The organism is Gracilibacillus lacisalsi DSM 19029, from assembly GCF_000377765.1.
Classification (GTDB): domain Bacteria; phylum Bacillota; class Bacilli; order Bacillales; family Amphibacillaceae; genus Gracilibacillus; species Gracilibacillus lacisalsi.
The window spans coordinates 372194-397450 of sequence record NZ_KB898663.1; the positions used below are offsets into that span (position 1 = coordinate 372194).

Annotated in this window: 18 protein-coding genes; all 18 read right to left on the reverse strand. The window is 36.7% G+C overall.

Annotated elements, in window-relative coordinates:
- Positions 1 to 5: 5 nt before the first annotated feature.
- The 18 genes from D569_RS0104280 to D569_RS0104365 all read right to left on the reverse strand — a co-directional run bounded on the left by D569_RS0104280 (position 6) and on the right by D569_RS0104365 (position 25220).
- A complete protein-coding gene (locus tag D569_RS0104280; RefSeq protein WP_018931166.1) occupies positions 6 to 1697 on the reverse strand; it encodes a heparinase II/III domain-containing protein in 1692 nt (563 codons plus the stop codon).
- Positions 1694 to 3301 (reverse strand): response regulator transcription factor, encoded by a 1608-nt coding sequence (locus D569_RS0104285; RefSeq protein ID WP_018931167.1) that lies wholly within the window; start codon positions 3299 to 3301, stop codon positions 1694 to 1696. The genes D569_RS0104280 and D569_RS0104285 overlap by 4 nt, the downstream gene beginning before the upstream one ends.
- Positions 3279 to 5105 (reverse strand): sensor histidine kinase, encoded by a 1827-nt coding sequence (locus tag D569_RS0104290; RefSeq protein WP_245548482.1) that lies wholly within the window; start codon positions 5103 to 5105, stop codon positions 3279 to 3281. The genes D569_RS0104285 and D569_RS0104290 overlap by 23 nt, the downstream gene beginning before the upstream one ends.
- An 86-nt stretch (positions 5106 to 5191) precedes the next feature.
- Positions 5192 to 6595 carry an ABC transporter substrate-binding protein gene (locus D569_RS0104295; RefSeq protein WP_018931169.1) on the reverse strand — a complete coding sequence of 468 codons (1404 nt, stop codon included), beginning with the start codon at positions 6593 to 6595 and terminating at the stop codon, positions 5192 to 5194.
- A 108-nt stretch (positions 6596 to 6703) separates the two neighbouring features.
- Positions 6704 to 7543, reverse strand: coding sequence for a carbohydrate ABC transporter permease (locus tag D569_RS0104300; protein WP_018931170.1), 840 nt, complete (start codon positions 7541 to 7543; stop codon positions 6704 to 6706).
- Positions 7544 to 7561: 18 nt separating this feature from the next.
- The gene (locus D569_RS0104305; RefSeq protein WP_018931171.1) at positions 7562 to 8503 is read right to left on the reverse strand and encodes a carbohydrate ABC transporter permease; all 942 of its coding nucleotides are present in this window, start codon (positions 8501 to 8503) and stop codon (positions 7562 to 7564) included.
- Complete coding sequence (locus D569_RS0104310; protein WP_018931172.1) at positions 8493 to 9161, reverse strand: YesL family protein; 669 nt, start codon at positions 9159 to 9161, stop codon at positions 8493 to 8495. The genes D569_RS0104305 and D569_RS0104310 overlap by 11 nt, the downstream gene beginning before the upstream one ends.
- A gap of 452 nt (positions 9162 to 9613) precedes the next feature.
- Positions 9614 to 14530: an immunoglobulin-like domain-containing protein gene (locus tag D569_RS22495; protein ID WP_018931173.1), complete on the reverse strand. Its 4917-nt coding sequence runs from the start codon at positions 14528 to 14530 to the stop codon at positions 9614 to 9616.
- Between the two features lie 310 nt (positions 14531 to 14840).
- Positions 14841 to 15212, reverse strand: coding sequence for a hypothetical protein (locus tag D569_RS0104320; protein ID WP_018931174.1), 372 nt, complete (start codon positions 15210 to 15212; stop codon positions 14841 to 14843).
- A gap of 11 nt (positions 15213 to 15223) precedes the next feature.
- Positions 15224 to 15739: an acyl-CoA thioesterase gene (locus D569_RS0104325; protein WP_018931175.1), complete on the reverse strand. Its 516-nt coding sequence runs from the start codon at positions 15737 to 15739 to the stop codon at positions 15224 to 15226.
- A 220-nt stretch (positions 15740 to 15959) separates the two neighbouring features.
- Positions 15960 to 16862, reverse strand: coding sequence for a LysR family transcriptional regulator (locus D569_RS0104330; protein WP_018931176.1), 903 nt, complete (start codon positions 16860 to 16862; stop codon positions 15960 to 15962).
- A gap of 213 nt (positions 16863 to 17075) precedes the next feature.
- On the reverse strand, positions 17076 to 18419 hold the full coding sequence (locus D569_RS0104335; RefSeq protein ID WP_018931177.1) for a GH1 family beta-glucosidase: 1344 nt from the start codon (positions 18417 to 18419) through the stop codon (positions 17076 to 17078).
- A 20-nt stretch (positions 18420 to 18439) separates the two neighbouring features.
- Entirely contained in the window at positions 18440 to 19396 is a 957-nt protein-coding gene (locus D569_RS0104340) for an acetylxylan esterase (protein ID WP_018931178.1), read from the reverse strand.
- A gap of 18 nt (positions 19397 to 19414) precedes the next feature.
- A complete protein-coding gene (locus tag D569_RS0104345; protein WP_018931179.1) occupies positions 19415 to 20404 on the reverse strand; it encodes an aldo/keto reductase in 990 nt (329 codons plus the stop codon).
- Positions 20405 to 20547: 143 nt separating this feature from the next.
- Positions 20548 to 20991: a GNAT family N-acetyltransferase gene (locus D569_RS0104350; protein WP_018931180.1), complete on the reverse strand. Its 444-nt coding sequence runs from the start codon at positions 20989 to 20991 to the stop codon at positions 20548 to 20550.
- A 163-nt stretch (positions 20992 to 21154) separates the two neighbouring features.
- Positions 21155 to 21772: an SGNH/GDSL hydrolase family protein gene (locus D569_RS0104355; protein WP_018931181.1), complete on the reverse strand. Its 618-nt coding sequence runs from the start codon at positions 21770 to 21772 to the stop codon at positions 21155 to 21157.
- A gap of 11 nt (positions 21773 to 21783) precedes the next feature.
- Entirely contained in the window at positions 21784 to 22767 is a 984-nt protein-coding gene (locus D569_RS0104360) for a glycoside hydrolase family 113 (protein ID WP_018931182.1), read from the reverse strand.
- Positions 22768 to 22778: 11 nt separating this feature from the next.
- Positions 22779 to 25220 carry a beta-mannosidase gene (locus D569_RS0104365; protein ID WP_018931183.1) on the reverse strand — a complete coding sequence of 814 codons (2442 nt, stop codon included), beginning with the start codon at positions 25218 to 25220 and terminating at the stop codon, positions 22779 to 22781.
- Positions 25221 to 25257 lie beyond the last annotated feature (37 nt).

Genomic DNA, 25257 nt, shown 5'->3' on the forward strand with positions numbered 1-25257 from the left:
TCCTCCTAATACTTAAATTCAAATCGAAGTGTAATATCTTTATCTAGGCTAATAACTTTACATAATATATGTAAATAATATTCTGTTTTACCCTGATGATTTCGAAAACTTTTCCTTTCCACACTTGATTGTACTTTATCTTTATCAAACGTTATTTCCAAGGTTGCCTGATCACCTTTTAAATAAATTCTATCCTCTTGCTGTTCAAAAGGAAGATCCGCTGCAATAAAAGATTCGACCAAAGAAGATGGTTCTCTCTCCAATGCAAACTCGTCGATAACTATTAACTTTGGTCTATCTGATTTATCCCAATTAAACTTGCGAATAAATTGTAGTTGTTCGCTGTATGCATCGCTTAAATCTAATGTAAGCTCGTCCTTACCGCTGCTTTCTCTAATTTGGGTGATTTCACCAGAAAATTGCGCACCTTCTTGTTGATAGACTCCATTAATAACAGGAACAGAATGACCAGCGGCACTATTGCAGATAAATTGATAGCGTTTATCATTAAAATAATCTTTATGATACTCACCAGCTCCTAAATCTCGCAAAAACACATGTCCTTTACCATAAAGAATAAAATGCCCGATATCATTATGGTTGTGTGGTTCGTCATTATGACCAGCCTTGACAGCAAATGCATATTGGTCGATTCGTGATAAAAAGATAGAAGCCTGTTCCATCAAGTAGTTCCCCTGTGGCCATTCCCCTCCCTTGAAATTGGGGTCATACCAGCTTAACTCGCGGATAGCAGGTGCCCACCTACCACAATGATCAACAGCATTTGTCAACGCCACACTCTCGTTTGGTACATGTACTTCGGCGAATTTTTTATGCAAATAATGGCTGAATCCGAGCATCGGAGCAGCAGTTGGTTCAGCATCTGAGAAATTGACGACGTGATTGTCATCCAAAAATATTTTTTGCTGAAAAGAAGCAATCGCTTTTACTTTAGGACGGTCGAATAAATTAATGTCCCGAAAACGCTCTAAAAGATCAGCGAAATAGACAAAATAACCGAAACCATATTGCCAGTATCCGTAGCCTTCCGCACACGCCCCATCATCCTCGAAGCCTGCTAAATAATAATCCATCGTTTGGATCACTCTATTGATTATTTGGTTTTGTCTACGATCACCATTTAGTATATATAGCGCTGCCGCTCCAATTGATCCACCGCAGACAGATGCCCAATTATGTGTGGCTTTCTCCCAATGAAAAGATCGTTCTAGAAAAGGAGTGAAAACTCGGCGATCGATCTCAATTTTTATCTTTTCTACTAGAAAATCATCCAATTGTTCACCATACAGATCAATAAGTTCGGCTAGTGTAAAAGCTGTCTCTGCCGCAAAAAGGTCAACAGAATATTGCAGTTGAGCAGTTTGTCGATATGTTTGATAATCTTGCTCTTCGAATTGTCTGTCTAAGTGTGCAGGCAAACACCACGTAAATTCATTACATACTTGCCATATCTCATTTTCTAACGCATCTGTATATGTTTTCGTTTCTGGGTATAGGTAGTGAAGTAAACCAAATGTCGTTAATCTTTTTCGCCGCAGAAAATACTGTGTTTCGTACATTTGCCGATCGCCGTTTCGCATAAATTGCCGGTACGTATTAAAGCTGATGTTGTCAGCTGGTGTATGCAGAAAATGCTCAGCATCCTTCTCTAATTGTGCTATAAAGCTACTATTCATTTCACATTAGCCCCATTCCATTTACGTCCTCTATATTCTAATGGTGTACACCCTGCCTGCTTCTTGAAAATTTTGATAAAATAACTTTGATTATCGTAACCCAGTTGTTCACATATTTGTCCAACCGAATCATTAGTTAATTCCAATAATTCTTTAGCCCTTTCGACTTTTCTCTGTTTGACATATTCTACAAAAGTAATCTGCATTTCTTTTTTGAATAGTCTGCTAAAATAACTAGCATTTAAATATAAGTATTCTGCCACTTCGTCTAACGATAATTTTTTCTCAATATTATCTGCAACATAATAACAGGCATTGACGACATCTTGATGATAATTGTTTTTTAATTGCTGTGTCGTTTCTTTTAGGCATTTTTCAGCATAGTTATTCAGCCAATCGTGTAATTCATATATCGTATCTAACAGAAAAACCTCTTCTTGGATGGACTCCACATGGTAATTAGATTGAAAATACGGAATCGTCCGCAATCTTATGTTCAAGTCTAAAATCATTCGGAGAAACCATTCTTTAACAACCTTTGGCTCATACTGCTTTGCAATACAAAATTCTATCCATTTGGACAAGTTTTCTTTGAACGACACAAGATCACGTTGGAACATGGCCTTTTTCAGTTCGTTTGCCACATCCTGATAATATTGGAAAATCTCTTGTCCATGATAAGTTCTAGTTATTTCTTCTGCATTCACTATGGTATGGTTACGAGTGAAAAAAATCTGTTTCTCATTATTCACTAAAGCAATAATGGCTGACTTTAATAAACTTACATCCGTTTTATTTCCTATCAAGAAGCTTACCTGTATATTCAAAAAATGGTTCAGTGAATGTTGTAACTCTTTCAATAAATCACGTAATTCTCCGAAAATATCATATTTGATCGTTAAATAATCTGGATAGAAGAGAAAGCCTTTGTTTTGCTCATAATGAATGCATAAAATCTTATTCAACTCTTTCTTATTGATAATTTCTCTCATAATGTTATAAATTGCAAATTGCAAGGTATCATCCGAAATAAAGTTTTTCTTCACTTGATAATAAGCATTTACATAAAAATATACAGGAATATATTGCACACTTTGATCAAATATTTCCAATAATTTATTGGAAGAGCCTTGCATGAGCTGTCGCAATAGCTTTTGATTTTCGATATCATAATTCATTTTCACTTTATGTCTTAATTGTTTCACTTCTACAACTTCGGAAGTATTATTATCTAATCGCCTTTTACAAGCTATTAAAATCTCTTCCACATCTTCTGGATTAAGTGATTCCTTTAATATATAATCCTGGACATCTAATTTAATCGCTTGCTGGGCATATGAAAATTCGTTATGACAAGAGATTATGGCTACTTGGATATTCGGGTTCCATTTTTTTATTTCTTTTGTAAGCTCGATGCCATCCATCTTTGGCATGCCTATATCCGTAATTAAAATATCAGGCATCTCTTTTTTTGCATATTGAAAGGCATGTAACCCATTCTCATGTGTACTGTATAATTGTAAGCCTAACTTCTTCCAATTAATCGTTTCAGATAAAAACTCAATCGTTGGATAATCATCATCAACTAACATGACTTTGTACATGACCTTCACCACCTAAAGGAATTTTTATCGTTATCATTGTACCTAACTTCAAATTACTTTCTATGTTCATCTCAGGACTCACGCGATATGAAAGCTGTAAGCGTTCGTATACATTTGCCATACCAATACTCGAAAATCCTTTATTCGAACGTTTGGTTGTTGTCGATGAACGTAATTCCTCATTTAATTTAGCTAATTGTTGTGGACTAATCCCTTCTCCATTATCACGTATGCTAAGTTGAAGCACCTCATTATGGATGTCCGCTTTGATAATAATTTGACCGGAACCTTGGTTCAGACCATGAATAATCGAATTCTCAATCAAAGGCTGTAATAAAAATCTAGGCACTAGTTGCTGATATGCTTCATCTGTTACATCTATCTCTAATACTACTTTATTTTTCTGTCTCATATTCATTAAATTAACGTAATCTTTCATTAAACTTATTTCATCGAATAACGTGATTTGATCTTCTTTATTATCAATGGTCCAGCGTAACAACTTCGAAAGAGACTGAATCATGCCGGCGCTTTCCTTATCACCAAATCTAAAAACTTTCATGCGAATCGAATTCAACACATTGAATAAAAAGTGCGGATTAATCTGAGCCTGAAGCATAGCCAATTCTGCTTTTCGTTTTCTTTTATGCGTTTGATTTACTTCATCAATCATCGTATTGACTCGATCGAGCATATGATTCAATGAATGAGAGAATTGACCAATTTCGTCATGACTGTTTACGTTTGCTCGGACACTCAAATCACCTGTTTGTACCTTCTTCACCACTTTATCCAAGTGTCTTAATGGTTTGGTAATTCTGTTCATTAGATAGGCTAAAATAACAAAAAATATGGCAAAGGAAACAGCTAATAATAAAAATACTTCTGAGAAAATCGAATTAATATTGGAAGTAGCAGCTTTATACGGAAGAACAGAGACCAATCTCCAGTCATTAAATGTTAATGATTTATGGGTGATTACATATTTTTTTCCGTTCCATTCGGCTATTTGTGAACTATCCGTTAACGGGATATCCACTAATATTGTTGCTTTTTCACCTATCAGTTCAGGATCTTTATGGGATAATATCTGATTGTGGTCATCAACAAGCATGATTTCTTCAGATGGGTTTTGATTGTTTAATATATTTCGAATTTTTGTTTCCAGTAAGGTGACAATAACATATCCATAAATGCCGCTGTTACTGTCACGTAACGTTCTGGCAACAGAAAGTTGATAGGGACTTTGGATTCGTTCATATGTCAGCATCGTTGGTTCCACACCGGACCAGTAAGATTCAAAGCCATTTAATGAACTCAATTCCTTAAACCATTGCTCTTGATAGAACGAATTAGGATTAAATTGCCCAGTAGAATAATTCGTATAATACTGCCCATTTTTCAATAATATTGTTACATAGGATTTTTCACCTAACAGCGTTATATTTTCAATGGTTTTCCGGACTTGACGGTCTTCTAAATATTCCGTATAACTCTGATTGTCGACTTCATTCAAGGTTAGGTTCGATTTATTCTTCAAGATCGTATTCAATTCTGAGTCTATTTGAACAAAATTGGAGGCATTGATCACATCATCTATCACTCTAGTAACATTTTCTTCAGTTAAATCAAGCTCTTTCTTTGCGTTTTGCATTGCTTGTTCTTCTACTGCATCTCTTGTTAAGTAACTGTATATGGATAATGTTAATAATACGGGAATTCCAATACATATAAAAGATGCGAGAAATACTTTGGAACGAAAAGAAGGAGACGTTAATCTCCGGTAATTAGTCCACATCATCATCCTCCTCTAATACAAGAATGTTAGGGGACAACGGAATTAACGTCCCTTATATCAATTGTAAACGCTTCAACTAAGTCATTTCAAGGTTATTGATTGTTTTCGATGATTTCCTGAGCTTGCTCATGCATGGCATCAATCGTTTCATCGACATTTTGTTCCTCATAAATGAGTTTCTCATATTCATCATTAGCCATCTGATAGATTTCAGCCTGATATGGAGCTGGCGGAATTAGTTTAGATGCTTTTGAGTTTTGTAATACGGAAATTAGTGCCTCTTTATCTACTTTTTCCGGATTATTGGTATCGTCTAAAATAATATCGACAATATTCTCTAATTCATCATCACCTACACCATTCCAAGAAGGAATGTTTTTACCTTGAACAATTTGACCTTCCGTTGTATACCAACGAATAAACTCGTAAGCTGCTTCCTTATGTTCAGAATTAGAAGCGACTGCCATATAGTCTGTTGTAACCGGTGTATAACCACCTTCATCATCTGGATTATTTTTCGGATATGGTGCTATCCCGACATTAAAGTCTAGCGGGAATTGATCTGTACCACCAAGTTCTGTATTCATCCAGCTTCCGATCATAACGAGACTTGCTTCTTGATTAAAGAAGGTATCGCGATAGTGTAATTGTTGGGACATAATGTCTGTATATGGTGTAGCAGACTGATCTTCTTTCTCCATTTGCCAACGAAGCTCTAATGTCTTCTTAAACATTGGATCCTCAAAGTTAGAGCTTCCATCTGCTTTTAGTAATTCTGTTTCCTCTGGTTTACTCGCTAAAGCTAATTTTAAATATTCCATCCAGCCGCCATTTTGCGGTCCATGAAAGAACGTTCCATAATGCTCATCTGTTGTTAATTGATTGGCATAGTCAGCAAATTCATCCCAAGTCCAATCTGTAGGCATTTCTAAGCCTGCTTCATCTAAATGGTCTTGGTTGACCAGTACATACCAAGGATTAAATTTACCTGGAAGAGCATAATACTGATCTGCCAATTGTGTATTTACTTTATACTCCTCTGTTACCTCATATCCTTCTTCTTCAATAAATTCATCAATCGGAGCAACCATACCTAAGTCAACACGTTGCGCATACGAAGCAGGATCACTAAACATCAACACATCTAATTGTTCACCAGATGATGCTGCAAGGTCTAATTTCTGTAATGCTTCATTTGTGTCCCCTTTTTCACTTAAAATGACGAGCTCTACTTCAATATTTGGATGTTCTTCTTCAAATGCTGGAATGGTTTCCGACCAGTTATAAGACGCTTCGTTTCCATGTGTGTGAAACATAATTTTTACTGGTTCATCAGAGCTCGCTTCTTCACCCTCATTGTCACTTTCTTGTTGTTCGGTATTATCTTCTTCTGAATCAGAGCTTGTAGCTGGTTCATCCTCACTACTGCTACAAGCTGCCAAGATGCCGAGGAATAATGTCATACTTAATAATAAGAGCAGTAACTTATTTTTCATTTTCAAACCCCCTATAATATTATTGAAAACCCTTACACTAATGATGCTAACAAATTACTCTTTAGCAAACATATCACTTTTTTTACCTTTAACAACACTTTTTTTACTTTACCCTTTTACTCCACCCAAGGCAATACCATCAATAACATGTTTTTGACCTAAGATAAAGACAATTAATAGTGGTAAAATAGCTGATACAGCTGCTGCCATAATTAAAGTATAAAAACTACCATTAATAGTTGTAAATTTTTGCATCGCTAATTGAATCGTATACAATGCATCGGTACGTAGGAAAATTAACGGATTTTGATAATCATTCCACGTCCAGATAAAACGGAGTATCGCATATGTTGCGACTGCTGGTCGTACAATTGGTAAAGCAATTCGCCAAAATATTCGCCAATGTCCTGCACCATCAATTTTGGCTGCATCGATAAAGTCATTATGAATACCGATGAAAAACTGCCGGAGCATAAAGGTCCCTAACACACTGAAGCTACCTAGTAATATTAAACCAATATGTGTGTCAAACAACCCTAAATAACGATACAAAATAAACTGAGGTACCAAACTTGCTTGTGGTGGCACCATATATGTTGCCAGTACAATAATAAATAACCATGCACCTGCAGGAAATCTTACTTTCGAAAAACCATAAGCAGCTAAAGATGATACAACTACCGATATTAAAGTGGTACAGACAGCTACTTTAATCGAATTCCAGTAATATAAATAAAAGGGATGATCACCAAACCAGACTTCCTGATAGTTGCTTGCGGCGTTCCATCTTGACGGAATCCATTCTATCGGATATTTAAAAACATCTGCTTCAATTTTTAATGATGTTGATAACATCCAGATAAACGGTAATAAGAAAGCTATACTACAAAAGAATAAGATAATTGTACTGATAATTTTCTTGGCATCCCATTTTCTTTGTTTTTGCATCCAAACACATCCTTTCTCTTAGTAATTCACCCATTTTTTCTGTCCGATCCATTGGATAATCGTGATCGAAAATACGAATAAGAACAATACAACAGCTATCGCTGAAGCATAACCAACATCTAGATCAAGGAACGCTCTTTCGTATAAATGCCATACAAGCATTGTTGTTGAATTTAGTGGTCCACCCTCTGTCAGTACAGCTATAAGATCAAACACTTTAAAAGAAGCAATAATACCTGTAATTAACAAAAAGAATGATGTTGGCGATATTAATGGGAATGTTATATTTCTAAATTTGTACCAGCTATTGGCACCATCAATATCAGCGGCTTCATACAGTTCTTTCGGTATCGACTGTAATCCTGCAATATAGACAATTAGGCTAAAGCCGATCGAGATCCAAATATGAATAATCATTAACGAAATAAGGGCAAAATTGGGGTCAGAAATCCATGTTGGCGGATTTTCAATTCCCAGTGTCATTAATACTTGATTAATCGGTCCCTGAGACGGATGAAAAAGCACTTGCCATACAACAGCGATTGCAACAACACTTGAAATGTACGGCATAAAAAAGGCTACTTTAAAATAACTTTTTAAATAGACGTTTTTATCAATAATTATAGCTAAGAAAAGTGCACACATCATCGTGATCGGGACAGTAAAAATGAAAATCGCATTATTGATCACAGATTTGATAAATTTCTCATCACTTGCTAAAGCTACAAAGTTATCAAACCCAATCCATTGTAATTGATCAATCCCAGTGACAAACTTCCAATCTGCGAAAGCTAAGATAAATGTGGCAACAATTGGGAATAACACAATAACAGATATTCCTAGTAACATTGGTGAAACAAATAATAAACCAACGAGATTTTCACTTTTTTCGATTTTTGATTTTTTTGTTTTTTTCGATTGATGTAATTCCTCTGTTGTTGAGACGGAGTTACTCGCCATGAAGAACACCTCTTTCTTCTAAAATTGTCTTTTGGGATGGTGACATGTTGTACTTGTCCAACCTTTTCAGAGCGTAATTGCTAAAATACATGGCAATAAAGGTTAAACCACTTCCTAAATATAAGAAAGAAAACCCAGGAATCACCCAACAGATAAAAAGAAAGCTAACTAATGACAGCCCCATCCAGATCGTTTGTATTGGAAATAGTGTACTCAGCTGTATAGCTCTTCTCATTTGTTTGATCAAGCCTAATTCCGGAAATGTAATCATGAAACTAAACACATATAACAAAACAATAACACTTAATATTAATACCGTTGAACTGCTACTAAGAATGACATAATATAGCATTCCACTAAAGTTCTGAACTAGCGCAAAATCAATGTATAAGGCTATTGCAGTGACTACTATAAGCCCTCCTAGTAAATTACTTTTCACAAAGTACTTCTTAAATGCTTTCCAGAATTCTTGGATAACAGGAAACTCTTCGGCTTGAATCCATTTATTATTTAATGCGAACATAGCGGTGATTGCCGGGAAAACTCCTAGTACAATCCCTCCGAGCAAGCAAAACCCGATTGCTATTACATTGAGTAATGCAAGACGATAGAGCCATTCACAAATTTTGAATAAACCACTTGATGTATCAAACTGCATATGGCCTCCTCCTTTCCTTACTCAAATTATAAACGCTTTCATTTTGGTAAAAATAGCACTATTTTTACTTTTATCGATAGATATTTGACTTTCATGATCAACCTATATACCTGTTTATTTAGTATGTAAGACGAACTTCATAATCATTTTCCTCTTAAACTTTTGACATGATAAGCATTAATAGGGAAAGCCATGATTCCGCGTAAGAAAACTGAGAAAAAGCTCAACCCTTATGACTAAAAACTAAAGAATTACCTTTTCTCTAGCATCCTTTATGAAATGCTTGAACAGCTTTTTTTACTCTTTTAGAAAAGCTCCCAGGAATAATCCTTAGGAGCTTTTCTGTTAAACTTGATATCTAAACTCAGATTCTATTCTATTGTTCCATTAACTGTAAAGCCTTTGATCAACTTCATGATGATCTAGGTTCCCCCACTACCGATAAACCAGAACTACTCTTTTATTTCACTTGGTACATTTTCAAGTAATGCATCATATTCTTCCTCTGTAATTGGTAAAACGGTACCATGACGTGGATGACTAGGTAAATCATAATCTTCGGCTACTGTCCATTCTCCGGAATCTAAATCGGTTGTTTCAAAAGGTACATAGCCTTGGCCTCCAAACTCGTCAATAAATAAATACCATTTTTCTTCTGTGTTGGACTTAAATATTGCTGGTCCTTCCCCTTGGCTAATCGTTCCTTTACCAATTCCTTCTGTAATCATTTCAAAATCAGGGTCAAGTACAGAATCTCCTACCTCTTGGAAAATAAATTTACCATTTGGTGACGTATCTTCATTGTTAACTCGTTCATCCTTTGTGAATCGATAAATCTTATCATCATGCTCAACCATTGTTGTGTCAATAATCGAGTAACCATAATCCAAGTAAACCTCAGGTTCACTAAATGTATGGAAGTCTCTTGTTGTTGTATACATCATACGTTGATAACTATCTCCTGAGTTTCTATCTTCTTCACTGTCATACAGTTTCGATGCCCAGAATACGACATACTTACCGATCGTATCATCATAAAAGATCTCTGGGGCCCACGTATTTCCTGCCTCCTCAGGCGCTACCTCTACTAATCGTTGTTCTGACCAATTCACCAGATCAGTCGACTCCCAAACCATGATTGACCTGCTGCCTTCTGTTTGCGCTCTATTCCAATCCCAATTACCATTGATTTTTAAATCAGTCGCAATCATGTAAAATTTATCGCCTTCTGGAGAACGAATAATAAACGGATCTCTTAAACCTTTTTCGCCTAATTTAGATGTGATGACGGGATCTCCATCATTAAGTTGCTGCCAGTGAAGAGGGTCATTTCCTTCACTCAAGGCAAAATATATTTGTTCTCCATTTTCGGAACCTTCACCGGTAAAATAACTAAACAAATATCCTTGATAATCGAGTGGTTCGGGCATTTCTTTTACATTTGCCACAAATTCTTTGGTTGCTTTCTTACCATTGAGTGCTACAGTCGCTGCTAATGTTACTTCTACGTCGCCTTCTCCATGTTCAGGGCGTGTCACTTCACCTGTTGTCGTGATAACAGATGGATCTTCTGACTCCCAAGAGATAGTTGTTTCGTGCTTTCCTTCGATTGGTAATGTCAAATTACCACGGACATCATCAATATTATAAACTTTTAACGCCTCTGCTGCTTCTTTTACTAAATCTTTATCTTTGTTCTTGTCTTTTTTACTTTTGTCTTTCTCCTTATCTTTATTTTTGTTCTTATCTTTTTTACTTTTGTCCTTCTCTTTATTTTTTTCTGCTGGACTAGCACCTGTAATAATATCAATTCCATCCAGCACAAAGTTACCAGCTTTCACTACTATTTTAGCTGTATGCTTCTGCTTTTTCAGACCTCGAATGTGATAAGAGGTTTGTCTGTCTCCTCTTGGATATACTCGATAATCCTCCTCCACTAATTGATCATCAATATACACATCTATTAATGCGTCAGATGTTGCCCCAAATAGATTAAAGCCATTTCCTTTAAAATCAAAGAGTATCATATCTTCACTTTCTTCAGGTGTACTGTAAATGTTGACACCGCGATAATCCATATATTGTTCTTTTGCTTCATTGTCACCTAAAGAAACTTTTAACGTATGGGCTTTATCTTCTAACCCTCTGACTGAATATCTGATACCATCATCCTCTACGTCAAAATTATCGACACTTTCACCATCCAATTCCACATGGTAAGTGGTTTCATTTTCTGCACCTGCAAGATAATCAATTCCCGTACCTGTGAAGTTGATGAAGATATAAGGATTATCGTTAAAGTCAGCCCAAGCATTAGTGCTGTTAGCCCCCCAGGTGTTGCCATTCTCACGGTATGCATACACTGTATTTTCCTCATTTCCAATTTCTGAATCATCAGCTATTGCAGTAAAGTCATTGGGAGCTAATGTTGTTACTGCTTCAAAGTCAATCGGATCATCTGTCTCTATTTCAGCTCGAACAAAACTTGTATAAGCTTCTTTAGCAACCACTTTAAGTGTGTGCTCAGTTTCTTCCAGATCTGTCGCTTCCCAAACCTTTTTCACGATCGAACTATTATTCAAATAATTAGCTTCACCGACAAGTTCACCGTCTAAATAAATATCTGCCGTACCATTCGACGGATTTGCTTCACCATACAATCGGATAGCATTTCCTTTAAAGGTAATGTCAAAGGAATCACCATCATTTCCCCAAGCGTTACCACTATTAGAGCCCCAATCTCCTGAATAGTAAACCTTGTTTAATGTTCCTTGCTGATTGGTAGTATCGGTATGCTCCACAGTAATGCCATTCCAAACCGGATAGTCACTTGATGCGCTCATTTGTGTACGATTATAGTGTCCATATCCAGCCTGAATAAATTCCCAGTCACCAACATATCCAATTGGGTTCCACTGATCATCGTTTTCTAATGCCTCTTCCTCTGTGTCGTAAATTTTACCTTGCGCATTATCCAGTTTCAATGATTCATATGCATAACCTTTAATTGGCTCAATTTTTAAATTATCGATAAGTGTTTCGTAATAACCTGAGCCTAATGTCACTCTACCAGACATGACAGTTGAATCCTCATCCGTGTAAGAGGCTATTTCTTCATCATCAAGATAAAGGGTAAAGATATTTCCTTTCGCTTCAAATGCTAAGTTGTGCCATATAGTATTATCAAATGACTCTACTGTTCCTTCTTCAACCACATCACCAAGTTTCAAAATCTCATACTTTCCATCCTTGTAGATCCGGGCATTATACGGTGCCTGAGAGTCAGACCAGTCAGATTTTACTTGGCGAACACCAATTAAAGCATAATTCTCTCTGCCTTCTGCTTCTGGCGTATGCGTATCTAATAAAAAGTCATATGATACTTTATAATTTGCCCAGCGGAAATCTCCGATATTGGTGTTAGGATTAACATTTGCTTCAGATCCGTCTGTTCCACCCCAAACAGCCCAATCTGCTCCGATAATATCTGGTGTGATTTTTTGTTGCAGCATACTACCGTGTTCTTCTGCGTCTGGGATTTCGCGTTTTGTTCTTTCAAAGCTACCACTTTCCACCGGTTTTGTTGCTTCTTTCACTACCTCAAAAGCACCGATTTGATCAGTTGTATACCTTGGTGTACCTCCACGTCGTTCTATATAGTCTCTCCCTTGTTCATCTTCAGGATATTCATCATACTCAAAATCATCTGTGTAAGGCAAAGGCATAATCGTATCTTCTGATAAATCTACCGGATCGGATTGATAAGCAAAATCATCGATTTCCGTTTCTTTATCTAACGTAGAAATGGTCAAGATCGAATAAGGTTTTACCTCAATCTCATACGTTCCATCTTCCGGTTGAATGTTTTCTATGTGTTGAAACCAATTTTCATCATAATCTTGTCCTTCTTCAGGCCCACGAGTCTCCCAAACAAATACTTCCGCATCCTCTTTTCCATCCAAGTTTTCTAATTCAATCGTATATTTACGTGTGTCTTTCGTGTTGTTGGCAAATACAGTAGTGTAATCGTCTGTTTCTGGATCTTTCAATGTCATATAATTATGGGTACTGGTGTCTACATCTACTCCTCCGTCAAAGAAATTACCATCACTGTACGTGGCATTCTTTATATATTGCCATCTTTCATTTTCCTTTGTGGAAGGATCATCATAGCCAACAAAATTCATGACATGTCTGACACCCTGAAGGCCACCATCTACTTCATAAAAACCTGACCAAGGATCAAATGCACTAATTAAATGCTTTGGATTGTATTGTGCACCTTGGTAAAAAGCAGCAACAGACGGTTGAAAATCAAATGAAACTGCATTTAACGGCAGATTGCCTGCTCCTTCCCACGAATAGACAGAGATGATCCGTGATGTCACATCTATAATACCGCCACGTCCACCAAGGCCATTGTAATGTGGTTCCATGTTCTCACGATATCTAGCATTAATCATAGGTGCGATCCCTTCTGAAACCCAAAGCTCTTTTGGTTCTTTACCTTCTGCAATTAATTGGTCTTGTAATTCTGAAAGTTCATTAGAACCTGTCAGACCATAATGAGAACTGATCACATCAATTTCATCAATCAAGTCAGGGTTATCTAATAACGTACCACTAATTGTCTCGGTATCCCGATATCCATCTGCAGCAACTAGCTTTATATCTTGATAATCTTCTTCATAATTGGGTTCTTCCTTTATTCTGGAAGTAAAATACTCAAGCCATTCTACATCAATTCTTCCATTACCATTTTGTGCTCTCTCATTTTGCGATATGCCGATATAATCTAATTGGAAGCCATACTCTTCATTAACAGCATCGATCGTTTGTTTGTACCACTGATAGCGATTTTCATAATCTTGATTAGCTACACCATTCCAAGTCCAGCGAGGTTCACCCCATCGTAAAATCTCGGTTGTGATTGCTGGATTAATGGATTTCGCGTCTGCAGCAAATTGAAAGCCTGCACCTCTTAATACATTGGCAGGTTCATCTTCGTAACGCATTGTTGCTGGTTCTGTACCAGAGGAAGAATTGATATCTCCACCTAATTCTACTTTTACATGAGTTAATCCTGCCCCTGTCTCTTTATTAAATAGTTGATTCATAATCTCCCAGTATTTTTCCGGGTGTTCTTCTTTGTAATCGAGTAATAAGCGTGAAGTATTATTGCCTGATACCGTACCAAAACCTTTAAAACGATTGTGTTCATCTACATCATTACCATCGATCGTTATTGTTTTTGTTATTTCTTCTGCTTGCGACTGATTGATTCCGATCAGTGTCCCAAACCCTAGTAAAAACAGTGTTATAGCTAACAGTCTAATAAGTTGTTTAAAAGTGCTCCTTCTACCTGTCATGTTCCACCATTCCTTTCAAAGGTATTTAGTCCCATCACATTCCTCTCTTACATCGTTGACTATGTATTGTCATGCTGTGAAAGATACAATACCTCCTTCCATAACTATGGATACGCTTACATTATTTCATACAAGCTCTTGGCTTTTTGATAATATTTTTACTATTTTTATTGTTAATTTGACATTTTAACAATTAAACCTATTAATTTATTTGTGGAATAAGGCACATTGCTTGCGAGTATTCGCTGTATAGTCATTTTTATCCGTATCATAAAAAAACAGCCAAACCGAAAGATTTGACTGTTTTTCTTTATCTTATAACCATTGGTCCAATTAACATTTCAATTTCTTTACCTAATAATAATTTACAGATATGATCATAGCTAACTTCTTTATAGGTTGCTAAAATTTGTTTTACTTTATCCAGAGAATGTTCCTCTTTTAATTTTTCTATTTCTCTTTCATAAATTGACAATACATAGCTATCCTGCACTTTTGGTAAAAAACCACTTGGGTCTTCATCCATAATCAGACAGCCTAAATATTGAAAACTGTATTGTAACTGACGTGTCAGTGTTATAATATTTTTGAATTGTTCAAATTGATCTGGATCTTCTGCTTTTAACTGTTCAATCGCAACTTGAATATCTTGTAAATGCTGTTTACTTGCTGAAATAAGCATAATCCCTCTCCTTAATCCCATGGTTTTTCTAATGATATATTCGAAATTAACTCTTTATTTTGTTGTCTCTTCATATCTCTAATTTTCACTCGTTCACTACTTGTTTCATATAAATATTTCTCTTCATCTGTTTCCGGTTCTACTTTTGGAACTGGCACTGGTTTTTTGTCAAGCCCGATAGCAACAAATGTAAAGAATGCTGTTGCCGCAAAACGTCTTTCTCCTGTATCTAAATCCTCGGCAATTACCTTACAGAAAATTTCCATTGAACTTGTACCTGTATATGTCACAAAAGACTCGATACAAACAGAATCTGACTGACGAATAGGAGCAATAAAATGAACAGAATCTGTTGATGCAGTAACACACTCTTTAATTCGTGAATGTCTTCTTGCCGAAAGTGTCGCACATCCGTCCATTTTTTTCATTAACACACCACCAAAAAGTGAATGATAATTATTTAAATCGTTAATCAAAACTTGGTCAGTCTGGACAACGCGTGTTTCTCTCATTTTCTTTGTTTCCATATTGTCACCCCTGCTACTTTTCTCTTTTTTCTCCCGTACTACTAAATTATAATTCCCGAAAGCGACTAAAGTACAATTCCGATCTAGTATGCTCAAGATAACAAAAATGTATGTAAACGGTTAGAAATGGAATATAATCATTTTTAGAATTTTGGCATAAAGAATGATTGGTCTTAATTGTCCGTCTTATACTAACTGATAGCACAAAAATAACCTGCCCCTAAGGACAGGTTCCATTCTCTTTTTGCTGTACTAGTTTCTCTTTCGTAAAAGTAATAAAATGTTTATTAATTTGTGATAGATAGGCATCTTTTTTCCAAATAAACGCAAGGTTCCAAGGAATGGCCGGGTTAACAACGGGGATCCTATTGATATTCTTCGTAAATGATTGACTTGTACTATCTGGTAAAAGCGTAACACCTAAATTCGTTGCTACCATTTCCTCTAAAAAGTCAATTTGTGATGTTTCGGAAACAATCTTTGGTTCAAAGCCAGCTTTCTTACATGCTTGGATGATAATATATCTTGACTCGAAATCTTGGTTAAACATTATAAATGACTCTTCTTGTAAATCTTGTACTTTGATTTGTTTTAAATTTGCTAATGCGTGTTGACTAGAGACGACTAGATTTAAATTATCTTCGACAAAGGTATAATAGTCTGCCGAAAGATGATCATTCAGGACTACAACACCACAATCCAGTTCCCCATCTAACACCTTATCTTCAATCACCTTTGATCCATTTTCTTCTAAATGAAACGTAACACCAGGATAACGTTGATGAAAATCAGTAATTAACTGAGAAAAAAAGAAGGAATTAACGACAGTTGGTAAGCCAATACGTACATGATCAGTTTTTAATGTCCGTATTTGATCGATTTCCTGCTCCATTTCTATTATTTGATCTGCAATTTTTGTTGCATGTTTATGCAGTACTTTCCCAGCATCTGTAAGTGTAATTTTCTTTCTTGAACGGTGAAATAAAGCAACACCTAAGTCACTTTCTAACGTTTTTACAATTCGACTAAGTGCTGGCTGGGTAATATATAGGTTTTCTGCTGCTTGGGTAAAATTTTCAGTTTTACTTACTTCTAAAAAATATTGTAGGTGCTTGATATCCAAGCTAGATCCTCCTCTGATAATTTGTCACGTCTGTAAAGAATCCCACTTCAAGCTTCAAGTAACACAAGGAAGCTAAGTGCTGGGAACAGACGCTAACACATGTTCATAGTCTCACTTTATACATAAATAATATCATATCTTGTAAAGTGATGTGGGATTGCCTTACTCTGATGTAATAAAAAAGGACCTCCATTGAAGAAAGTCCTTACTCTTTTAATTCTCAAACCAATTATTTGCGATGGTTTGCTTATACCAATAAAAGCTATCTTTTTTCGTTCGTTCTAATGTGCGGTAGTTGACGTGTACAATACCGAAACGCATCGTATAGCCTTCCGCCCATTCGAAGTTATCCATAAGTGACCAGGTAATATAACCTTTCACATTAACACCTGATGCGATTGCACGACTCAGTGCTGTTAAATGTTGCTGTAGATAATTAATACGCCCAGAGTCTTTTACACTACCATTTTCAGGTTCATCGTTATAACATGAACCATTTTCCGTAATATAAATGGGAATGTCACCATAGCTATTCTTAATACGCATCAAAACGTTATAAAACCCTTCTGGGAAGATTGGCCAGCCGATATCAGTGCGATCATAATTCATTTCAACCATTTCCCAATCGAGCAATCCTTCATTTTCCTTATAACGGGCAATATGACCAGTGTAATAGTTAATACCAAGGAAATCTACTGGTTGATTGATCGTTTCCATATCGCCATCCTCTATGTCTAATTCGACACCTTTTTTCTTAAACCAATCGACCATAAAGTCTGGATATGTTCCTTTAAATACTGGATCCATAAACCATTCGATATACCAACCGATTTCACGATTACATGCATCAATATCTTCTTGACGATTACTATAAGGCTCTAACCATGTCGTATTCGGCGCAAAGCCAATTTCGCCATCATTTCCAAGCTCACGGAATTTCTGTACGGTTTTTCCGTGAGCTACCAGTAAGTGGTGAGAAATTTGCGTTGCTAATTGCAGATCTTGATTACCTGGTGCATGAACCCCGATGAAGTTGGATAAAAAGGAGATACACCATGGCTCATTTAATGTTAGCCATTTTTTGATTTTTCCAGAAAACTCTTGAAACATTAGTTCTGCATAACCTACAAATGCATCAATCGTTTCACGATTACCCCAGCCACCTTTATCCTGTAATGCTTGTGGCAAATCCCAGTGATAGAGCGTACACATTGGCTCAATCCCATTTTCTAATAATTTATCAACTAAACGGTGATAATAGTCTAATCCTTCTTGGTTCACTTCACCTGTACCATTAGGAAAAATTCTCGGCCATGCTACCGAAAAACGATAAACATCAATGCCAAGGTCTTTCATTAACTCTACGTCTTCTTCATAACGGTGATAGCTGTCACAAGCTACATCTCCATTATCCCCATTTACGACGTTGCCAGGTGTTTTGGAAAACGTATCCCAAATCGAAACACCTCGACCTCCTTTATCCGCTGCACCTTCGATTTGGTAAGATGCTGTAGCTGTACCCCATTGCATATCTTTCGGAAATTGAATAATTGCCATTGTTATACCCCTCCAAATATCTATAATCTAGTTAAAAATTGTTGAAAAGCTTGATCAGCATGATGTGGTAAATGTTCATGCCCATACTCATGATAAAGTGTCATCTGTTTGTCAGAACGAATTTTGTTATATGCGGCAAACTGTGTAGATGGTGGACAAATGTGATCCCTCATAGCTGTTACCCATTGTACAGATGCTTGAATTCGGTCTGCTAAATGTTGAATATCAATATATCCTAATTTCTTAAAAATTTCTTGATGCCGCTTGTGTGTTGGATCAAAGCACCGGAAAAAATAAGCAATTTCCTCATAAGCACTGTTTTGTACATCCATATTCCATGCTCGTTCATAATCAGATAGAAAAGGATAGACTGCATATAAATGTTTAACCGTCGGCTCCAGTGCTGCACAAGCAGTAGCCAGTGCCCCACCCTGTGATTGCCCATAGACACCGATGCGGTTTTTATCTACTCCTTCTATCGATTGTAAAATCCTAACTGTCTGTACGGTATCAAGAAATACGTGCCGATAATACAGTTGGTCAGGATTGCTATCTTCTAATCCTCTAATAATATGACCTCTTAATGTAGGGCCCTTCGTTTGGAGGGTATCCTCTGATAAGCCTCCTTGCCCCCGACAATCTAATGCTAGGACAGTAATTCCTTGCGCTGCATATGCTAATTTATCAAGCCAATCACCACTATCTACTGAATAACCATGAAAGATAGCAATCGCTTGGCCTGTTGGATGCTTAGGTTTAACTAATTTAGCGTGAACCCGTGCTCCTCCAACCCCTGAAAAATATAAATGATAGCAGTTTGCAAAATCAGGGGTGATATCCGCTTCCTCCAAGTCATAAGCTAATGAATACTGCGCCAATTCTTCTAAAGCTCGCTTCCAGTAAGCATCAAAATCTTCCGGTTTCGGATTGGTGCCATGATAGTTTTCTAATTCCTCGAGTGGCATATCTATGTGCATCGGTGTTCCCCCTTTATGCTAAGTTAATATACTGTTAATCGCTTGGCCTTCTTCATTGGTGAATGATAGATTTTCTACTGTTTTCATATTTTCAATGAGTTGCTCAACATTTCGAACACCAATCAACGCTGAAGAAACCGATTTCCTTTTTAGCACCCAAGCAATTGCCAACTGTGGAACAGATTGACCTCTGTTATCTGCTATTTCTTTTAATTGTTGTACTTTTGCTATTCGGTCGTGTGTAATCTGATCACTAGAAATCGAGTCCACGTTTTGAGCAATCCGGGAATCTTCTGGAATCCCATCTTGATATTTGGTACTTAAAAGTCCCTGAAATAACGGTTGATAAACAATTGCTCCAAGGCCTTCCTTTTCTAATAAAGGAAATAAACGCTTCTCCGGTTCTCTCAAAAACATCGAATATTGGACTTGATGTACGACAAATGGCGTTCGGTATTGCTTGAATAAAGCAATGACCTCCTCCATCATGTCAGCTGGATAATTAGAAACACCGGCATATAAGGCTTTACCTTGTTTGACAGCAGTGTCTAACGCCGAGACTGTTTCCTCTAAAGGAGTATCAGGATCATAACGATGTGAGTAATAAATATCTACATAATCTAAGCCCAACCTATGTAAACTCTGATTCAGGCTAGCGAGCATATATTTCCTTGAACCGCCGTCACCATATGGTCCAGGCCACATATCATAACCTGCTTTTGTCGCGATAATCATTTCATCACGATATGTTGCTAACTCTTTTCGTAAAATTTGGCCAAATAATGTTTCAGCACTTCCATTTGGCTCACCATAATTGTTTGCTAAATCAAAATGAGTAATACCATTATCAAAAGCAGTTAGAAGAATGTCTTTTGCTCTTTGATATGGAGTGTCTTCACCAAAATTACGATACAAGCCCAATGATATAGCTGGAAGTAGTAAGCCACTATCACCACAACGGTTGTAAGTCATTCGTTGATAGCGTTCTTGATTTGCTATGTATGGCATAATCGCCCTCCTCTAATTTAGGATACCGGTTTCATTATACCACACATTTAAGTTATCGTTTACTTAAAAGACTCAAAACGTCGATTAGTTATATTATTATATAATTGTATGAAAATTGCAAACGTTTTTTTATGATATTTCCATCACAAATTCTTCTTGATAACGACTCTTTCCTGATTTTCCACATAATTATTTTTTATATAAAAGGCTTCTGCAGCTCCGCCCTTGGCTGTTAATAGATAAAGACTTTGAATATTTCTTTCCTTTAATTCATTCTCTAAATATTGAAGTAATCTAGATCCATAACCTTTGCCTTGGACTTGATTATGAACACATAATTCAGCTATATAAAAAGTTAACCCTTTATCTGATTGTTTACTGTTTCCAGCAATGAACCCGACTAAATCGTCCTTTTCATATAATAGAAAGCCCAGAAATTTAGGTGTTTTCACTAAATCTACCAGTCTTTCTTTAGCATCTTCAACTGTCCACGTCTCATTCCATGGTTCATTGTTAAAAACATTTCTATATAATTCGATACACTGTTCTACCGTATTCATACTCATGGGTACAATTAGTTCCGCCACTTTAAACACTCCTATCGATATTACTTCTAGGGTTGATGTTTTCAAGCGTATATGATGTCCAGCATTTTTGCAACATACTGATTGTACTCATCTAATAAATAATACACTAACGCAAAAAAGTAGCCCATTTTGGATATACTCCAAACGGAACTACTTTCTCTTACTACTCTGTTCGTTTTTCTACCGCTTCGATCCACGTTTTTGCCATCAACATATTTCCGGCACTATTCATATGAACACCATCTGTTGTCAGTTCGTATCTGCTATTTTTCGCTAAATACTGGACAAATGCTCTATGTGTAGGGACTAATACGGCCTGGTATTCATTAGCTAATTGGTTGACGATCTCCACATACTTTTTAAGTAATTGATTTCCTTCTGACTGGAGATTTTCTTCAATAACAGTTGGTTCCATTAAAATTAATTGACATGATTTTACTTGATCTAACAGCTGACGATAGGTCGCATCAAATACTTCCGGTGATACTTGTTCCATCCCCGGATGATCTAATTGACGCCAAACATCATTAATCCCAATCGAGATCGACACAACGTCAGGCGTTAAATCAGTAACATCCTGTTGCCATCGTTGTTTCATATCGATAATCCGATCGCCACCAACACCTTTGTTAAATATCTCAAAATTCTTCTCAGGTGCACTTACACGCAAATAATCATGTAGTAGTCTTACATAACCAGTGCCAATTCCTTCTGAATCCTCATATCTTCCCCATTCCGTTATACTGTCACCAATAAAAACTATTCGTTTTCCTAGTTCCATTACCATTCTCCTTACGGTTTACTAACGAGTGTCTTTTCTTTATTATACCATTTTTTTACAATATACTCTGCTCTTTTACCGTAAATATCAAAATCGAGATCTTTTTTGGCATCTTCTAAAGGATACATTGTAGTTTTCCAGTCCCACCAGAAGAATCCTGCGAACCACGGTTTATCCCAAAATACTTGAAAGACAGACTCATAAAAGTTTGCCTGTTCATCTTCGTCGAAAGGTAAATGTGTATGCTCAAAATCCCAAGGCATGGTGGCACAACCTAATGCACTGCGACAACCGATTTCCATGAAAATGATCTGTTTGTTGTATTGTTGAGAAAGTTTTTCTAGCTTAACACTTATTTGTTCCCACTTTTTCACCATATTTTCTACCGAATCACCAGGCTTGTCTGCTACTGGATAATAAGCACTTGTCCCGATAAAATCAACGGCATCAAACCATTCGACACCTTCTTCTTTTCCATGATTAGCATTATATATAATCGGTCCATTATACAGACGTCGAACCTGTTCAATCACGAGTCGCCATCTGTCAACTTGATGTTCTGTGTTTATCATTTCACAGCCAATACAGAACATTTCACATTCAAGCTCTTCTGCTAGTTCTGCATAATGTAATAAGAAATTAGTGTAAGATTTGAACCATTGATTCCAGTCACTTTCAGCTTCCTCTGGAAAACCAATTCGCGCTCTCCATATACCGTCACGACAATTCACAACCGGTTTCAAGCAAACTTTCAAACCTAATGATTTGGCCTGTTTTACCGCAAATATGATATCACGATCTGTCATCGTATGGCCGTAATCAAAATGAATATCTGTGGAATGATACGTATCTTGCAAGGCAAAAAATGATAACGCAATCCATTCACTGCCTGTAGCTTTTAGTTTTGTTAAGGAATCAACAGCAGCTTCTGTCTGATAAGCCCCTCTTGTCGTATTCCAACCATATGTCATACCTTTAATAAAAATTTCCTGCATGTTACTCATCCTCAATGTGTAATATGGTAAACACTTCTTATGCTGAGTGTTCTTTCTAATGCAGCCTTTGTAACTGACTTTGGAAGCCTGTTTTTAGCTATTGTCACGTTTTTCGGCTCATCTGGTGATAAATCAAAGAAATTATCTGATAATACGGCGTCCTGTTCTAATTGTATTTCTACGTATTTCGTGTACGCTTTTGCACTTACTTGAATAGTAAATTGCTGATTCCCTTCCTCCACTTGGAAGTTCAATTGTGGATTTAAGAAGTCAAAATGCTTTGGCTTAGTAAAAATAACAGTCGTATTACTATAAGCCTCACCATCTATATAGAGAGTTGCTTCTAAATAAGTTTGATATTTCGTATTTTCATTAATCTCATCCGAAAAATCTAAGTATTGACAAGATTTCGCCGATAAACCATCGACCTTCACTTCTTTCCAACCTTCCCGAATAACTCGTGATTGATTATCACGTAGTTTCCATTCAATACGGCCAACAATAGCTTCTAAATGATCATTAGTAACATAGATGGAAGCATCTTTTTCCCCTTCTTCTATCGATAGAAGGATAGGATCATAGAATTTTTTAGCGTAATAATGTAAAGCTTTCCAACGACCGTAATAATCAACACTGGACCATGAAGCTACCGGCCAACAATCATTTAATTGCCAATATAGTGATCCCATACATCTGCCTAAATTTCGTCTCCAATGCTCGACACCGTATTTAATTGCTTCCGCTTGTAACAGTTGGGAAGTGTAAAGCAGTGCATCAAAGTTTTTCGGATAAAGGAAGTTTTCAGATAAATAATAAAGAATCATACCATTTGCAGCATCATTTTTCTGATGTTGTTCCATTACTCTTGAGAAAATATTGCGATCTTCCGGTTTGGTGAAACTTTCTATTGTTTTCATTGATGGGAATGACTGAAAACCAAATTCAGAACAAAAACGGAAATAATAGTTTCGATAGTCTGTAAATGGTTTCTGACCATGCCACACTTCCCAATAGTGAACATCTCCAATATTCGGATCACGCGGTTTATCAAAACCTCCACCTGATGATGGTGACGAGGACCAATAAAAGGTTTGCGGATCATATTCCGCAACAATATCAGGTAAAATGATTTCGAATAATTTGATATAATCACGGCGCCAGTCCGCTCTCTTCGGCCAACCCCAATGCTCCATGGCTTCCTCGACTTCATTATTTCCGCACCATATTCCTAGACAAGCATGATGACGAATCCGCTTGACTTGATCGATTGCCTCTTGCCGCACAGTTTGTTCAAACTGTTCTGTTAAACGATAAACACTACACGCAAACATAAAATCCTGCCAAACAATAATGCCGTACCTGTCACATAAATCATAGAAATAATCTTCTGGGTAATGTCCCCCACCCCAGACACGAATCATGTTAAAGTTGGCAGCCACTGAATCTTGAATCAAACGTTCTGTTCGCTCTTTCGATGTTCGTGGCAATAAATTATCTTCTGGAATATAGTTAGCACCTTTCATAAAAATCGGATAACCATTTATAATAAACGTAAATGATTTTCCCCACTCATCTGGTTCATGTTTTACTTCAATCGTTCTTAGTCCAATACTTTTTGTCAGGCTATCAATTTGCTCGCCATCCTTGCTGAGTGAAACCTCCAACGTATATAACGATTGCTCACCATATCCGGCAGGCCACCATAGTTGTGGGTCATCCATTTCAAATAGAAAGGAATCTTTTCCAACATCCTTACTTACCACTTGACCAGCAGGATCTTTTAACAATACGGTTGTCTCACAGCTGTCCATTTGATTTTCTACTGTTACATCCACCCTCACCTGTACTTGATTATTATTGTGAATTTGATGAATATGAATATCCTCTAATCGATTGTCGTTCCATGCTTTTAGTTCGACATCTCGCCACAAACCTAAATCGGGTATTTTCGGACCCCAGTCCCAGCCATACATACTGTGTGCTTTACGTAAATGCTGATACCCATCTACAGCATGATCAACACCAGCTAAGCGATTCTTTCTTTGTTTTTCCTCAATATATTTTAACGGGGAGAATAGCGTGACGCGGATCTCATTTTCCCCCTCAACTAACAGTTCTTTCACATTCCATTCATAAATACGGTGCATATTTTCTGTAGTTGCTAATTTTTGTCCATTTATTGTAATTTCTGCAATGGTATCGATGCCATGAAAAGTAATCGTAACCTTCTCATGTGCAAATAATGTCTGATCTACTTCAAATCTTTTATAAAATAGATAATCCTTATTCGCCACTTCTAATGCCTGCTCTTCATTATCACGGTAAAAAGGGTCCGCTATTTCATGCGCGTCTAATAAAGTATTCATTACAGAAGCAGGCAATCTGACATGATATTCTTTCTCTGTTTGTAAATCCTTCATTGTCCAATTGTCGTTAAAATTAACCTTTAGCATCATTACACCACCCTATTTATAGAAGAAGCCGTACTAT

Excerpts from the sequence above, each read along its gene's own strand:
- D569_RS0104280 (WP_018931166.1), bottom strand. The coding sequence starts at position 1,697 with ATGAATAGTAGCTTTATAGCACAATTAGAGAAGGATGCTGAGCATTTT.
- D569_RS0104300 (WP_018931170.1), bottom strand. The coding sequence starts at position 7,543 with ATGCAAAAACAAAGAAAATGGGATGCCAAGAAAATTATCAGTACAATT.
- D569_RS0104285 (WP_018931167.1), bottom strand. The coding sequence starts at position 3,301 with ATGTACAAAGTCATGTTAGTTGATGATGATTATCCAACGATTGAGTTT.
- D569_RS0104340 (WP_018931178.1), bottom strand. The coding sequence starts at position 19,396 with ATGCACATAGATATGCCACTCGAGGAATTAGAAAACTATCATGGCACC.
- D569_RS0104365 (WP_018931183.1), bottom strand. The coding sequence starts at position 25,220 with ATGCTAAAGGTTAATTTTAACGACAATTGGACAATGAAGGATTTACAA.
- D569_RS0104320 (WP_018931174.1), bottom strand. The coding sequence starts at position 15,212 with ATGCTTATTTCAGCAAGTAAACAGCATTTACAAGATATTCAAGTTGCG.
- D569_RS0104305 (WP_018931171.1), bottom strand. The coding sequence starts at position 8,503 with ATGGCGAGTAACTCCGTCTCAACAACAGAGGAATTACATCAATCGAAA.
- D569_RS0104355 (WP_018931181.1), bottom strand. The coding sequence starts at position 21,772 with ATGGAACTAGGAAAACGAATAGTTTTTATTGGTGACAGTATAACGGAA.
- D569_RS0104325 (WP_018931175.1), bottom strand. The coding sequence starts at position 15,739 with ATGGAAACAAAGAAAATGAGAGAAACACGCGTTGTCCAGACTGACCAA.
- D569_RS22495 (WP_018931173.1), bottom strand. The coding sequence starts at position 14,530 with ATGACAGGTAGAAGGAGCACTTTTAAACAACTTATTAGACTGTTAGCT.
- D569_RS0104295 (WP_018931169.1), bottom strand. The coding sequence starts at position 6,595 with ATGAAAAATAAGTTACTGCTCTTATTATTAAGTATGACATTATTCCTC.
- D569_RS0104290 (WP_245548482.1), bottom strand. The coding sequence starts at position 5,105 with ATGATGATGTGGACTAATTACCGGAGATTAACGTCTCCTTCTTTTCGT.
- D569_RS0104310 (WP_018931172.1), bottom strand. The coding sequence starts at position 9,161 with ATGCAGTTTGATACATCAAGTGGTTTATTCAAAATTTGTGAATGGCTC.
- D569_RS0104345 (WP_018931179.1), bottom strand. The coding sequence starts at position 20,404 with ATGCCATACATAGCAAATCAAGAACGCTATCAACGAATGACTTACAAC.
- D569_RS0104360 (WP_018931182.1), bottom strand. The coding sequence starts at position 22,767 with ATGCAGGAAATTTTTATTAAAGGTATGACATATGGTTGGAATACGACA.
- D569_RS0104335 (WP_018931177.1), bottom strand. The coding sequence starts at position 18,419 with ATGGCAATTATTCAATTTCCGAAAGATATGCAATGGGGTACAGCTACA.